The following is a 13,716-nucleotide window of genomic DNA, read 5'->3' as shown; positions in this document are numbered from 1 at the left end:
CGGTTACGACTGCGCGACGCGGCGGCGCACGTAGTGGTTGAACAGCACGGCCATCAGCAGCATCACGCCGAGGAACACGCGGAACCAGTCCGAATCGATGTTCGTGTAGGTGATGCCGATCTGCACGACGCCGAAGATCAGCGCGCCGAACGCGGCACCGATCACCGACCCGTAGCCGCCCGTGAGCAGCGTGCCGCCGATCACTGCGGCGATGATTGCCTCGAATTCCTTCTGGATGCCGCGGTCGGCGGCGGCCGAGCCGATGTCGGCGACCTGCAGCACGGCGAAAAGGCAGGAGCAGAACGCAGTCAACATGAAGAGCGAGATCTTGACGCGCTTCACAGGTACGCCGACGTTCTTCGCGGCATTCGCATCGCCGCCCACGGCGAGAATCCAGTTGCCGTAGCGCGTTCTCGCGAGCACGAACGCGCCGATTGCGGTGAGCCCGAACCACCAGAGGATCACCTTGGGCACGCCGGGTACGAGCGGCTGGCCGTTGTCGAGCATCCTGCCGATGCCCATGTGCGCGAGCGCGACGAAGAGGCTCCTGAATGCGGTGCCGTGAAAGAGCAGGTTGGCGAGCCAGTCAGCTCGCGCGACGTCGCCGACGCCGGAGACGATCGTGCGGTTGGCGAACATGACCGACAGGGCAAGCGTGAGGCCGCGCAGGATGAAGAGGAACGCAAGCGTGACGATGAACGACGGCAGCCGCGTGCGCATCACGAGATAGCCGTTGAGCGCGCCGAGCGCGACGCAGCACACGAACGCGAAGAGGATCGAGAGCGCGATGGGCAAGTGGAAGTACATGGTCGGGAGCGCGACCATCATGCCGGCGAAGCCGATCATCGAGCCGATGGAGAGGTCGAACTCGCCGGCGATCATCAGAAGACACGCGCCCACGGCGAGGATGCCGAGGTAGGCCGCGACCTGCGACCAGTTCATCACGCCGTCGAGATCGAACATGCCGGAGCCGCCCGCGCCGATGGCGAACACGGCGAAGACGAGCACGGTGCCGGAAATCGCCGCGAATTCCGGGCGGCCGAGCAGATGGCCGAAACGCGACTCGCGGCGCACGCGTTCGTCGGCGGCTCCGGTTCCCGCCGGGGCCTGCGGTGTGGCGCCTGCGTCTTGCGCGTTGCCGTCGTGTGCGTGCGAGGGAAAGTGCTTGCCAGCTACACCCATGATGTCTCCTTACTCCGGTCCCATCCAGCTACCGATGCCCGACGCACGCCGCGCGCACGAAAGCAACGTGACGCAAACGGCAGCAAGGCACCAGTGAATAACGCGCGGCGCGGTGGGCGAGAGGCGAAGCGGTGATCGCAAGGAGCGAACCGTTGCCGCGTGTCGGCCCGAGTTAGTGCTTTAGCACTTACTCGGGCCCCATGCAGAGCAGTCGGCACCGAGTTAGTGCTTTAGCACTTACTCGGGCCCCATGCAGAGCAGTCGGCACTGAGCTAGCGCCTCAGCACTTGCCCAGGCCCCATGCAAAGCTGGTTGACGAAAACCCGCGAATCAGCGGTACTGACCCGCGTACTTCACGACCTTGTCGATGTTCTCCTTCGTGATGAAGCCCGGACCCGACCGAATATCACGCGGCCCATACGACGGCTGCAGCCCATACGTGTCGAGCCGCTGCTTGAACTTCGGATTCGCCTCGAGGATCTGGCGGATCTTCTTCGGATCGGTCGTGTGTTCCTTCTTCACGATCGCGAGCACGGCCACAGGGATATAGCCCTGCAGATACGGTTGTTGGTCGATCGCGAACTGGATCGTGCCTGCGCGGATTCCGGCTGCAATGTCCTCGGAAAAGTCGAACGTGTAGAAACGGATCTTGCCCGCGAGGCCCATCTGCTGCACGGCCTTCAGAGTCGGCGCGGCCGACAGCGGTCCGAGCGTGAGGATCGCGTCGGTGTTCGGGTGGTTGCGCAGATAGGCGCTGACCTTCGACTGGATCTCGGTCGGGTCGGTCCCGCTGTCGATCGTCGAGGTCTTGAAGTCGACGCCGATGGCCTCCGCGAAGCCGCGGCAGCGTTCGAACGACGCCGCGTTCGTCGCGTAGTGGTTCACGCACACGAACGATTTCACGCCCGCCGCCTTGGCCTTCTCGCCGGCCGCTTGTCCGGCGACGAATTCGGGCTGTCCGACGTGCATGATCGCGCCGAGCTTCGCGCTCTGCTCCTCGGTGCCGGAGTTAAGTGTGACGAGCGGAATCTTCTTTTCGGTGACCTTGCCGATGGCGCTCTTGAGCACATCGAAGTCGGCGATCGTCGTGGCGACGCCGTCGTAGTTGTGCGCGGCGGCCTGTTCGATCAGGCGGGCCATGTCGGCGATGTCGCCGTTCGGCGGATTGCGGTAATCGGTCTCGACGTCGAAGTCTTCGTCCGCTTGTTTGATGGCGTTCTTGATGGTGTTCCACCACGAATCCGAATCCGGCGCGTGGCTGATCAGCACGAAGTGCGGCTCGTCGGCCTGCGCCGCCGGCATGGCCAGCGAGCCCAGTCCGGCAGCGAGCGCGAGCGTCGCGGCGAACCGCCGGAGCATTGCCTTGCCCTTGCGTTCAGTCATTGTCTCCACCTTTCTCGGTCTGTCGTTTTTGGGGATGAACCGGACGGTTTTGCCTTTTTCCATGCCGTCCCGCTCATCGTCAAGAGTAGGTCGCCCTCACGTGAAATGCAATGGATATTTCACCGTAAATAAAAATGGAAAATATGTTCCAATCCTGCGTGGACCTTCCTATAATCGGCAGCGTCGGCATGTTCCGGATCCCTTGCCCAGCAAGGGTTTGCGGCGCTGCGGCAATCAGCAAGGAAATAAGGCCATGATGGAAGAGACAACGGATGCCGTAGCGGGCGTCGACGAATTGATGCAGCGCATCGCCCACGACTACGAGGCGTTGCCGCGGCAGTTGAAAAGCGTCGCGAGCTACATCGAACAGCACCGCGCGAGCGTGATGATGGACCGCACGAGCGACATTGCCGCGAGCTGCGGCGTGCATCCTTCGGCGGTGGTGCGCTTCGCGCAGCGGTTCGGCTTTTCGGGCTTCTCCGACCTGCAGGCCGTGTTTCGCCAGGCGTATGCGGGTCAGGGCGCAACGGCTGTGAGCTACCAGCAACGCATCCGCCAACTGATCGACGCGAAAGAAGGCAAGACGAGCCCGGAACTCGGCGGTGCGGTGGCGCGCGAGTTCATCGCCGCGTGCCGAAGCGGGCTCGACGAGCTCGAAGCGGGACTCGACGATGCGCAGTTCGACGAAGCGGTGAAGATGCTGGAGCAGGCCGACAACATTTATGTGGTCGGTGTGCGACGCTCGTTTCCCGTGGCGAGCTACATCGTCTACGCGCTCCAGCACACGCGAAAGCGCGTGCATCTCGTCTCGGGGCTCGGCGGCATGTACCACGAGCAGATCCGCAGCGTGAAAAAGGGCGACGTGGTCATCGCGATCAGCTTTGCGCCCTATGGCAAGGAAACGCAATATTGCCTGCGCCTCGCGCAGCAGCATCACGCGAAGACGCTCGTCATCACGGACAGCCAGCTTTCGCCGCTCGCGCGCCACGCGAATGCGCAGCTCTATGTGAAGGAGGGGAGCGCGTTTGCATTCCGCTCGCTCACCAGCACTTTCTGCCTGTGCCAGGCGCTCTTTATTGCGCTCGCGTACCGGCTCGAACTGAACGTCGAAGAATCGACCGACACAGGAGGATACGATGTCTGAAAACGTAGGCACGACGCTGGACGTGGCGGTATTCGGCGCGGGACGCATCGGCCGCATACACGCGGCGAATCTCGCGCGCGCGAGCGGCGTGCGCCTCAAATACGTGATCGACGTGAATCAGGCGGCCGCGGCTGCGCTCGCCGCACAGCATGGCGCGCAGGTGGCCGACATCGACGTTGCGTTAGGCGATGCGTCGATCGGCGCGACCATGATCTGCTCCAGCACCGATACGCACTCCGAACTGATTCTCAAATCGGCGGCGGCGGGCAAGCATATCTTCTGCGAAAAACCCGTCGATCTCACGCTCGATCGCGCGCGCGAGTGCGCGCAGGCCGTGGAGCGTGCGGGCGTGGTCGCCATGATCGGCTTCCAGCGTCGCTACGATCCCACGTTCGCGGCGCTCAAGGCGCGTCTCGATGCGGGCGAGATCGGCACGCCGGAGATGCTCGTCGTGACGAGCCGCGACCCGGGGGCGCCGCCCGTCGAGTACATCCGGCGCTCGGGCGGCATCTTCAAGGACATGCTGATCCACGACTTCGACATCTTCCGCTGGATCCTCGACGACGAAGCCGATACCGTGCACGCCACGGGCAGTTGTCTCTCCGACCCTGCGATCGCGGAAGCCGGCGACATCGATTCGACGGCGGTGACGATCCGCACGAAGCGCGGGCGTCTTTGCCAGATCAACACGGCGCGTCGCGCGGCCTACGGCTACGACCAGCGCTTCGAGATTCTCGGCAGCGACGGCATGCTCCAGGCGGGCAACGTGAAGCCTACTGAAGTGGTCGCGTGGTCTAAGAGCGCTGTATCGCAGGACGTGCCGGAGGCGTTCTTCCTTGAACGCTATCGCGCGGCGTATGCGCTCGAGATGGCGCATTTCCACGACGCGGTGACGAAGGGCGCACCGGTGCGCACGACGGTTGCGGACGGGTTGAAGGCGCTCGAACTCGCGGAAGCGGCGGCGTTGTCGTGGCGTGAAGAGCGCGTAGTGAAGCTCGGCGAGTGAGCGCGTATCTGGCGCCCACAACAAACGCGTAAGGGATCGTACAGAGGACTTTTGCCGCATAGGCAGCACGGGAAGGAGGCGAACGATGCAAGCGACTGATCGGGCCCGGCCATTGCGCGTGGGCGTGGCGGGACTCGGGCGGCTTGGGCGGCGGCATGCGAAGAATCTCGCGTACCGCGTGCCGGATGCGACGCTCGTGGCGGCGTGCAGTCCGCTCGAAGACGATCTCGCATGGGCACGCGATGCGTTGCCTGCCGCGCGCCTGCACATGGACTACGCTCAACTGCTGGCCGACGACGCGCTCGATGCCGTCTGTCTCGTCACGCCTTCGTCGCTGCACGCGCAGCAGATCATCGACGCGTTACGCGCAGGCAAGCACGTGTTCTGCGAAAAACCGCTTTCGCTCGACGTTGCCGAGTGCGAGCGCGTGGTGGCCGAGTCGCGCCGCTACGAGGGCCAGCAGGTGACGATCGGTTTCATGCGCCGCTTCGATCCGAGCTACCAGGACGCGTTCGCGAAAGTGCAGGCGGGTGCGATCGGGCGTCCGTTCCTGGTGCGCTCGCAAACCAGCGACCTCAACGATCCGGAAGGCTTTTTTGTACGCTTTGCGCCCACGTCGGGCGGCATCTTCCTCGATTGCACCGTGCACGACATCGATGTCGCCCGCTGGCTCCTCGGCAAGCCGCGCGCGACGCGCGTCTTTGCGAGCGGGACAATCGCGCTGCACGAAGGACTGCGAGCGGCGGGAGACGTCGATAACGGCGTCGCGATCTGCGAATTCGAGGGCGGCGCGCTCGCCATGTTCTACGCGTCGCGCACGATGGCGCACGGCAACGATACGTCGAGCGAGGTGATCGGCACGGCGGGCGCACTCGCGATCGGACATATTCCAAGCGCGAACCGCGTCGAGATCTACGATGCGCACGGCGTGCGCAGCGAATGCACGCCCACTTTCTTCGACCGCTTCGAGGAGGCGTTTCTCGTCGAGGCCCACGCGTTCGTGGCGGCGGTGCGTGAGCGCATGGGCGAAGGCGCGGGTATGGGTGGGCAGGGCGCGACGCTGGAAGACGCGCTGGAGGCGACGCGCATCGGCCAGGCGCTGCGCGAGTCGATGCGCACGGGGCAGGCCGTCGTACTGTGACCATCGAGCCGCGTCGATCCGGGCGCGCCTGCGGTAAAATTGAGACTATTGTGTGCGCCGTGCCCGGCGCGCCGCCCGAAGGATCCTACCCCGATGCAGATTCAGATTCACAAGGAAGTCGACGCGCGCGGGCTGAAGTGCCCGCTGCCGATCCTGCGCGCCAAGAAGGCACTTGCCGATATGGAAAGCGGCCAGATTCTCAAGGTCAGCGCGACCGACCCCGGCTCGCAGCGCGATTTCGCCGCGTTCGCGAAGCAGACGGGCAACGAGATCGTCGAAAGCTCCAGGCAGGATGAGACGTTTGTATTCCTGATGCGCAGGCGCTGAAAGCCGCAGCACTGCCGCTGCTGAAAAGCGGCACACAAAAAAATGGCCCGCGTTCGTCGCGGGCCATTTCGTTTGCAGCGCTTGCCGTGCAATGCGCGGTGTTTAGCCTTCCATCACCGGCTTGCGCGAATGCAGATACTCGGCGAAGTCGGCCCCCACTTCAGCGTGGCGCAGCGCGAATTCGACGGTCGCCTTCAGATAGCCGAGCTTGCTGCCGCAGTCGAAACGCGTGCCGTGATACTTGTACGCGAGCACCTGCTCGTCGGCGAGCAGCGACTGGATTGCATCCGTGAGCTGAATCTCACCACCGGCGCCGGGCTTGATCGAGCGCAGATGATTGAAAATGCGCGGCTTGAGCACGTAACGGCCCACGACGCCGAGGTTCGACGGCGCGTCTTCGGGTGCCGGTTTCTCGACGATGCCCGAGAGCTTGACGATCGAATCTTCCCACTCCTTGCCTTCGACGATGCCGTACGAGCGCGTCTCCGACGGCGGAATCTCTTCCACGCCGAGCACCGAGCTATGGTAGTGGTCGAACACCTCCACCATCTGCTTCATCACGGGCGGCGTGCCGTAGAGCAGGTCGTCGGCGAGAATCACGGCGAACGGATTGTCGCCCACGAGCTTCTCGGCGCAGAGCACCGCGTGGCCGAGGCCGAGCGCCTCCGGCTGGCGCACGTAGAAGCAGTCGACGTTGTGCGGCTTGATGTTGCGGACGACCTCGAGCAGTTTCGCCTTGCCACGTGCTTCGAGTTCCGCCTCGATCTCGTAGGACTTGTCGAAATGGTCCTCGATCGCGCGCTTGCTGCGCCCGGTCACGAAGATCATTTCGGTGATTCCGGCCGCTACGGCCTCTTCAACGGCGTACTGGATAAGCGGCTTGTCAACGACCGGCAGCATCTCCTTCGGGCTGGCCTTTGTAGCCGGAAGAAAGCGCGTGCCGAGGCCCGCCACCGGAAATACCGCTTTTGTAACTTTTAGCATGTCTTTAGTCCTGGTCCTGGCGGCAGCGCGGTTTCCGCTTAGGTTCCTGTTCAGTTCCTGTTCAGGTTCCCGCTTCGGTAGCCGCGCGTCGCTTCCTGTTTGCCGGATCGGCTCTCAGGCCGGCAGCCGCCCGAGCTGCGCGGTCAGCTTGTCCAACGTAACTTTGAATTCTGCCAGTCTTTTCTGCTCCTGCTCAACGACGGCAGCGGGCGCCTTTGCAACGAAACTGTCATTGCTCAGCTTTGCGGTGCATTTTGACACCTCGTTAGTCAGACGTGCGATCTCTTTTGACAATCGTTCACGTTCGGCGGCGACGTCGATTTCAACCTTCAGCACGAGCTTGTCCGTCCCGACGATCGCGACCGGCGCACCTTCCGATGCCGCGTCGAGCGCCGCTTCGTCGGCGATGATCTGGACTTCTGACAGACGCGCGAGCGCCTGCGCATACGGTGCGAAAGTGGCGAGCCGCGCCGCGTTTCCGGTTGCGAGCAGCGGCACCTTCGTGGCGGGCGAGAGGTTCATCTCGCCACGCAGGTTGCGGCATGCATCGATCACAGCCTTCAGGTCTGCGGCCCACGTTTCGGCGGCTTCGTCGAGCTTCTTCGGTTGAGCGACAGGATACGCCTGCACCATGATCGACGCTTCGCCTGCGGCCACGTTCTGCGGATACGCGTCGGTGAGCGGTGCGACCTTCTGCCAGAGCGCTTCCGTGATGAACGGAATGACCGGATGCGCGAGGCGCAACACCGTTTCCAGCACGCGCAACAGCGTGCGGCGCGTGGCGCGCTGCTGTGCGGGCGTGCCGCTCTGGATCTGCACCTTCGCGAGCTCCAGATACCAGTCACAGTATTCGTCCCAGACGAACTTGTACAGGGCGTTGGCCACATTGTCGAAGCGGTAGTCGGCGAAACCCTTCGCGACTTCCATTTCCACGCGCTGCAGCAGCGAGACGATCCAGCGGTCGGCCTGCGAGAAGTCCGTGTAGCCGCCTGGCGCGCAGTCGCCCGGCTCGCACGGACCGGGCTTCGAGAAGCCGCAGTCGTGACCTTCGCAGTTCATCAGCACGAAGCGCGTCGCGTTCCACAGCTTGTTGCAGAAGTTGCGGTAGCCCTCACAGCGCGCGAGATCGAAGTTGACATTGCGTCCGAGCGTGGCCATCGAAGCCATCGTGAAGCGCAGCGCATCGGTGCCGAATGCGGCGATGCCGTCCGGGAACTCCTTGCGCGTCTTCTTCTCGATGGTCGCAGCCTGTTTCGGGTTCATGAGGCCCGTGGTGCGCTTGGCGACCAGCGCTTCGAGGTCGATGCCATCGACGATATCGATCGGGTCGAGCGTGTTGCCCTTGCTCTTCGACATCTTCTGGCCTTCGGCGTCGCGCACGAGGCCGTGCATGTACACCGTCTCGAACGGCACCTTGCCGGTGAAGTGCGTGGTCATCATGACCATGCGCGCGACCCAGAAGAAGATGATGTCGAAGCCCGTCACGAGCACGGAGGACGGCAGGAACGCCTTCAGTTCGGGCGTATCCGCAGGCCAGCCCAACGATGAGAACGGCACGAGCGCCGACGAGAACCACGTGTCGAGCACGTCTTCGTCTCGCTTCAATGCGCCCGTGTAACCCTTTGCCCCGGCTTGCGCGCGGGCCTCTTCCTCGCTCTTCGCGACGAAGATCTCGCCGTTATCGCCGTACCACGCCGGAATTTGATGGCCCCACCAGAGCTGGCGCGAGATGCACCAGTCCTGGATGTTTTCGAGCCACTGGTAGTAGGTCGTCGTCCAGTTTTCCGGCACGAACTTGATCTGGCCGTTGCGCACGACGTCGAGTGCGGTTTCGGTGATCGACTTGCCCGGGTTGAACGTGCCTTCGGGCGCGGGCTTGCTCATCGCGACGAACCACTGGTCCGTCAGCATCGGCTCGATCACCACGCCCGTGCGGTCGCCGCGCGGCACCATCAGCTTGTGCGGCTGCACCGATTCGAGGAGACCTTGTGCCTCGAAGTCGGCGACCACCTGCTTGCGAGCCTCGAAGCGGTCGAGGCCGCGATACTTTTGCGGCGCGTTGTTGTTGATCTTCGCGTCGAGCGTGAGTATCTCGATCGTCGGCAGGCCGTGGCGCTGGCCCACCTGGTAGTCGTTGAAGTCGTGCGCGGGCGTGACCTTCACGACGCCTGTGCCGAATTCGCGATCGACGTAGTCGTCGGCGATGATGGGGATCTCGCGGTCCGTGAGCGGCAGCTTCACCATTTTGCCGATCAGGTGCGCGTAACGCTCGTCTTCGGGATGGACCATCACGGCCGTATCGCCGAGCATCGTTTCGGGACGTGTCGTCGCGACCGTCAGATGACCCGAGCCGTCCGCGAGCGGATAGCGCAGGTGCCACAGGTTGCCGTTTTCTTCGTCGCTCACGACTTCGAGGTCCGAGACGGCCGTGAGCAGCACCGGGTCCCAGTTCACGAGGCGTTTGCCGCGGTAGATCAGGCCCTGTTCATAGAGGCGCACGAACACGTCGCGCACGGCGGCCGACATCTTGTCGTCCATCGTGAAGTATTCGCGCGACCAGTCGATCGACGCGCCGAGGCGCCGGACCTGGTCCGTAATCGTCGAGCCCGACTGCTGCTTCCATTCCCATACGCGTTCGACGAACTTCTCGCGGCCGAGGTCGTGGCGCGAGATTTTCTGCGCGTCGAGCTGGCGCTCCACGACGATCTGCGTCGCGATGCCCGCGTGGTCGGTGCCCGGCACCCACAGCGTGTTCTCGCCGAGCATGCGGTGATAGCGCGCGAGGCCGTCCATGATCGTCTGGTTGAACGCGTGCCCCATGTGCAGCGTGCCGGTGACGTTGGGCGGCGGCAACTGGATCGAGAAGTTGTTGCGGCCGGGCGTGAAGGTCGCGGCGGCGTAGCCGCGGCGCTCCCATTCGGGGCCCCATTGGGCCTCGATCGTCTGGGGCTCGAAGCTTTTCGCTAGCGTGCTGTCGCTCATGGGTGGAATCTGCCGATTAAATGGATGCGGAAACCTTCGATTATAAGGGGAATGCCGCCCGCCCCGATGGTGCCGGGCGGCGCGTGAAGCGCCCGCGCTGTGGCGGATGAAGCCGATGAGGCGGACAACGGCGGTCGCACCCACTGTGCGGCGATGCGTCCGAAGCGTGCATTCGAGACGTGCCGACGGTGTGCCAGCCGCGGGCGTCGCGGTCGGGGTGGGCTCCATAGCCAGGACAGGCGGGACTTATAATGGCGGTCGGCCTTTCATCGGCGCGCGCTTCCATTCACCCGCGCGCGCATCCTTACTGCCCGCGCACCCCATGCCCGACCTGCTTGCAAACCTGAACCCCGAACAACACGCCGCCGTCACGTTGCCGAACGAACCGGCGCTGATCCTCGCCGGGGCCGGCAGCGGCAAGACGCGCGTCCTGATCACGCGCATCGCCTGGCTGATCCAGCAGGGGCTCGCGTCGCCCGCCACGATTCTCGCCGTGACCTTCACGAACAAGGCCGCGCGCGAAATGATGGGGCGCCTGCAGGCGCTTCTGCCCATCGACACTCGCGGCATGTGGATCGGCACGTTCCACGGCCTGTGCAACCGCATGCTGCGTGCGCATTTCCGCGACGCGGGCCTGCCGCAGACCTTCCAGATCCTCGACACGGCCGATCAGCTTTCCGCCATCAAGCGCCTGATGAAGGGCCTGAACGTCGACGACGAGAAGTACCCGCCGAAGAACCTCCAGTACTTCATCAACAACGCGAAAGAGCAGGGCTTGCGGCCGAAAGACGTCGACGTCACGGACAACTTCAACCGCAAGTTCGTCGAACTCTACGAAGCCTACGACCAGCAGTGCCAGCGCGAGGGTGTCGTCGATTTCGCGGAGTTGCTGCTGCGCTGTTACGAACTGCTCGCGCACAATCCGCCGCTGCGCGCACACTATCAGGCGCGCTTTCGCGACATCCTCGTCGATGAGTTTCAGGACACCAACAAGCTCCAGTACGCGTGGCTGAAGCTGCTGGCGGGCTCGAACAACGCGATCTTCGCCGTGGGCGACGACGACCAGTCGATCTACGCGTTCCGCGGCGCGAACGTCGGCAACATGCGCGACTTCGAGAACGAGTTCCGCGTGAAGCACATGATCAAGCTGGAGCAGAACTACCGCTCGCACGGCCATATTCTCGACGCGGCGAACCATCTGATCGCGCATAACTCGCGCCGTCTCGGCAAGAACCTGCGCACCGACGCGGGCCACGGCGAGCCGGTGCGCGTCTACGAGGCGGCGACCGATTCGCAGGAAGCGGGCTGGATCGTCGAGGAGATCCGTGCGCTGATCAACCAGGGCCTCGCGCGCAACGAGGTCGCGGTGCTTTATCGCAGCAACGCTCAGTCGCGCACGATCGAGCACACGCTCGTGAACGCGGGGATTCCGTACAAGGTGTACGGCGGCCTGCGGTTTTTCGAGCGTCAGGAAGTCAAGCACGCGCTCGCATATCTGCGCCTCATCGACAATCCGAACGACGACACCGCCTTCGCGCGCGTCGTGAACTTCCCGACGCGCGGCATCGGCGCGCGCTCGATCGAACAGCTCGCGGACGCGGCGCGACTCTACAACTGCTCGATGGCCTCGGCGATTCCTTATGTCACCGGTAAGGCCGGATCGAGCCTCGCGTCGTTCGCGAATCTCATCGCGAAGATGCGCGCGGAAACGGCGCAGATGAGCCTGCCGGAGACGGTCGAGTACACGGTGCGCATGAGCAGCCTCGCCGATTTCTATCAGGGCGAGCGAGAAGGCCAGGACCGGCTGGAGAACCTGCAGGAACTCGTCAATGCGGCCACCGCATTTGTGAGCGAAGAGGGCTACGGGCTCGACACACCCGCGCGCTCGATTCCGCTGCGTCCGGGTGCATCGTCGGCGCTGGAGATCGTGTCGCAGGACGGTGAGATCGAAGTGCTCGACGCGCCGACCATTACGGATCCCGCGCAGAATCCCGACGTCATGACGCCGCTTGCCGGCTTTCTCTCGCACGCGTCGCTCGAAGCGGGCGACAACCAGGCGCAGGCGGGCCAGGATGCCGTGCAACTGATGACCGTCCACGCGGCGAAGGGTCTTGAGTTCACCGCCGTGTTCATTACCGGGCTCGAAGAGGGGCTTTTCCCGCATGAGAACAGCGCGATGGAAGCAGACGGCCTCGAAGAGGAGCGTCGCCTGATGTATGTCGCGATCACGCGCGCGAAGGAGCGGCTCTATCTGTCGTTCGCGCAGAGTCGCATGCTGCACGGCCAGACGCGCTACAACGTGCGCTCGCGCTTCTTCGACGAACTGCCGCAGGAGACGCTCAAGTGGCTCACGCCGAAGGTCGAGGCGGGTGCGCGCTGGGGCGGCCGCTCCGACAATGCGGGCTGGGGCCGCGACTGGTTCGCGCGTCAGGGTGGGGGCAATGGCGGTGGTCGCGAGCGCGACGCCTACGTCGCGGACAACACGCCGTTGCCGTCGTTCGCCAACGAGCAGCGCGCGGCCGAAACGGGCTTTCGCGTCGGCCAGCAGGTCTTCCACACGAAATTCGGCGAAGGTACGATCACGGCACTCGAAGGCAGTGGCACCGACGCGAAGGCGCAGGTCCGCTTCAAGCGCCACGGCGAGAAATGGCTCGCGCTCGCGGTGGCGAAGCTGCAGCCGGTGGAATGACCGGGCATGACCTGGCGCTCTGGCCTGACTGAACCTCACGGAAAAATACAGCGATGAATACAACGTCCCGCGCCCAGGCGCGTCCGCTCGGTGTGCTCGCCGCACTGCCCCAGGAACTCGGCGATCTCATCTCGGCGATGCAGGCGGAATCGGGCGTCGTGACGCGTACGCTCGGGCAGCGCGATTATCACGTCGGCACCGTGCACGGCGTGCCGTGCGTCGTGACGCTGGCGCGCGTCGGCAAGGTCGCAGCCGCGGCCACGGCGAGCGCGCTGATCCATGCATTCGATGTCGAGGGCATCGTGTTCACGGGCGTGGCGGGCGGTGTCGGGTCTTCGGTGCATATCGGCGACATCGTGGTCGGCGAGACGCTCTTGCAGCACGACATGAACGCCGAACCGCTCTTTCCGCGCTTCGAAATTCCGCTGCTCGGGCGTGCGCGCTTCGACGCCGACCGCGCGCTCGCAGCAACGCTCGCTGACGCGTGCGAGCGCTTCGTCACGGAAGAGGGGACAGCGCTCGCGGCGCACTTTCACACGGCGATGCCGCGCGTTCATCGCGGGCTCGTGATCAGCGGCGATCAGTTCGTCGCCAGTGCGCAGGCGGTGGGCGGGTTGCGCGAGGCGCACCCCGAAGCGCTCGCGGTCGAAATGGAAGGCGCGGCGATCGCGCAGGTCTGTCACGAGTACGGCGTGCCGTGCGCCGTGGTGCGCACGATTTCCGACACGGCGGATGAACACGCGAGCACGTCGTTCACCACGTTCCTCACCGATATCGCCGGGACCTATTCCACGGGCATTCTCAAGCGTTTCCTTGCTGCGTACGCTGCCCAGTCGCGCTGATACGGAAGCGCTGCTCGTGAAGCCGTGACGGGCGAA

10 protein-coding genes are annotated in these 13,716 nt (G+C 64.3%); 6 read left to right on the top strand and 4 right to left on the bottom strand.

Annotated features, from left to right (window positions below; all coding sequences use genetic code 11):
- Positions 1-3: 3 nt before the first annotated feature.
- Positions 4-1,182, bottom strand: coding sequence for an ABC transporter permease (locus D1Y85_RS23475; RefSeq protein ID WP_124153473.1), 1,179 nt, complete (start codon positions 1,180-1,182; stop codon positions 4-6).
- A gap of 330 nt (positions 1,183-1,512) precedes the next feature.
- Positions 1,513-2,565 (bottom strand): sugar ABC transporter substrate-binding protein, encoded by a 1,053-nt coding sequence (locus D1Y85_RS23470; RefSeq protein WP_124153472.1) that lies wholly within the window; start codon positions 2,563-2,565, stop codon positions 1,513-1,515.
- Between the two features lie 253 nt (positions 2,566-2,818).
- Here D1Y85_RS23470 and D1Y85_RS23465 point away from each other — a divergent pair, with 253 nt between their 5' ends.
- From D1Y85_RS23465 to D1Y85_RS23450, 4 genes are all read left to right on the top strand, one after another.
- Positions 2,819-3,709 carry a MurR/RpiR family transcriptional regulator gene (locus tag D1Y85_RS23465; RefSeq protein WP_124153471.1) on the top strand — a complete coding sequence of 297 codons (891 nt, stop codon included), beginning with the start codon at positions 2,819-2,821 and terminating at the stop codon, positions 3,707-3,709.
- Positions 3,702-4,715 carry an inositol 2-dehydrogenase gene (gene iolG, locus D1Y85_RS23460; protein ID WP_124153470.1) on the top strand — a complete coding sequence of 338 codons (1,014 nt, stop codon included), beginning with the start codon at positions 3,702-3,704 and terminating at the stop codon, positions 4,713-4,715. The genes D1Y85_RS23465 and iolG overlap by 8 nt, the downstream gene beginning before the upstream one ends.
- Positions 4,716-4,800: 85 nt before the next feature.
- Positions 4,801-5,856, top strand: coding sequence for a Gfo/Idh/MocA family oxidoreductase (locus D1Y85_RS23455; RefSeq protein ID WP_124153469.1), 1,056 nt, complete (start codon positions 4,801-4,803; stop codon positions 5,854-5,856).
- A gap of 99 nt (positions 5,857-5,955) precedes the next feature.
- Positions 5,956-6,183: a sulfurtransferase TusA family protein gene (locus D1Y85_RS23450; protein WP_124153508.1), complete on the top strand. Its 228-nt coding sequence runs from the start codon at positions 5,956-5,958 to the stop codon at positions 6,181-6,183.
- 102 nt (positions 6,184-6,285) lie between these two features.
- On the opposite strand, the gene galU is transcribed toward D1Y85_RS23450, so the two are convergent.
- Positions 6,286-7,167 carry a UTP--glucose-1-phosphate uridylyltransferase GalU gene (galU, locus tag D1Y85_RS23445; protein ID WP_124153468.1) on the bottom strand — a complete coding sequence of 294 codons (882 nt, stop codon included), beginning with the start codon at positions 7,165-7,167 and terminating at the stop codon, positions 6,286-6,288.
- 114 nt (positions 7,168-7,281) lie between these two features.
- Complete coding sequence (locus D1Y85_RS23440; RefSeq protein ID WP_124153467.1) at positions 7,282-10,149, bottom strand: valine--tRNA ligase; 2,868 nt, start codon at positions 10,147-10,149, stop codon at positions 7,282-7,284.
- Between the two features lie 322 nt (positions 10,150-10,471).
- Here D1Y85_RS23440 and D1Y85_RS23435 point away from each other — a divergent pair, with 322 nt between their 5' ends.
- Together D1Y85_RS23435 and D1Y85_RS23430 are read left to right on the top strand one after the other, a co-directional pair.
- A complete protein-coding gene (locus D1Y85_RS23435) occupies positions 10,472-12,838 on the top strand; it encodes a UvrD-helicase domain-containing protein (RefSeq protein WP_124153466.1) in 2,367 nt (788 codons plus the stop codon).
- A 53-nt stretch (positions 12,839-12,891) separates the two neighbouring features.
- On the top strand, positions 12,892-13,680 hold the full coding sequence (locus D1Y85_RS23430) for a 5'-methylthioadenosine/adenosylhomocysteine nucleosidase (protein WP_124153465.1): 789 nt from the start codon (positions 12,892-12,894) through the stop codon (positions 13,678-13,680).
- Positions 13,681-13,716 lie beyond the last annotated feature (36 nt).

Source organism: Paraburkholderia dinghuensis, assembly GCF_003837865.1.
Classification (GTDB): Bacteria; Pseudomonadota; Gammaproteobacteria; order Burkholderiales; family Burkholderiaceae; genus Paraburkholderia; species Paraburkholderia dinghuensis.
The sequence above is the reverse complement of the archived record's forward strand: the minus strand, read 5'-3'. Positions and strand labels throughout refer to the sequence as shown.

Coding starts and splice junctions, on each gene's coding strand:
- D1Y85_RS23475 (WP_124153473.1), bottom strand. CDS start 1,182: ATGGGTGTAGCTGGCAAGCACTTTCCCTCGCACGCACACGACGGCAAC.
- D1Y85_RS23470 (WP_124153472.1), bottom strand. CDS start 2,565: ATGACTGAACGCAAGGGCAAGGCAATGCTCCGGCGGTTCGCCGCGACG.
- D1Y85_RS23465 (WP_124153471.1), top strand. CDS start 2,819: ATGATGGAAGAGACAACGGATGCCGTAGCGGGCGTCGACGAATTGATG.
- iolG (WP_124153470.1), top strand. CDS start 3,702: ATGTCTGAAAACGTAGGCACGACGCTGGACGTGGCGGTATTCGGCGCG.
- D1Y85_RS23455 (WP_124153469.1), top strand. CDS start 4,801: ATGCAAGCGACTGATCGGGCCCGGCCATTGCGCGTGGGCGTGGCGGGA.
- galU (WP_124153468.1), bottom strand. CDS start 7,167: ATGCTAAAAGTTACAAAAGCGGTATTTCCGGTGGCGGGCCTCGGCACG.
- D1Y85_RS23440 (WP_124153467.1), bottom strand. CDS start 10,149: ATGAGCGACAGCACGCTAGCGAAAAGCTTCGAGCCCCAGACGATCGAG.
- D1Y85_RS23435 (WP_124153466.1), top strand. CDS start 10,472: ATGCCCGACCTGCTTGCAAACCTGAACCCCGAACAACACGCCGCCGTC.
- D1Y85_RS23430 (WP_124153465.1), top strand. CDS start 12,892: ATGAATACAACGTCCCGCGCCCAGGCGCGTCCGCTCGGTGTGCTCGCC.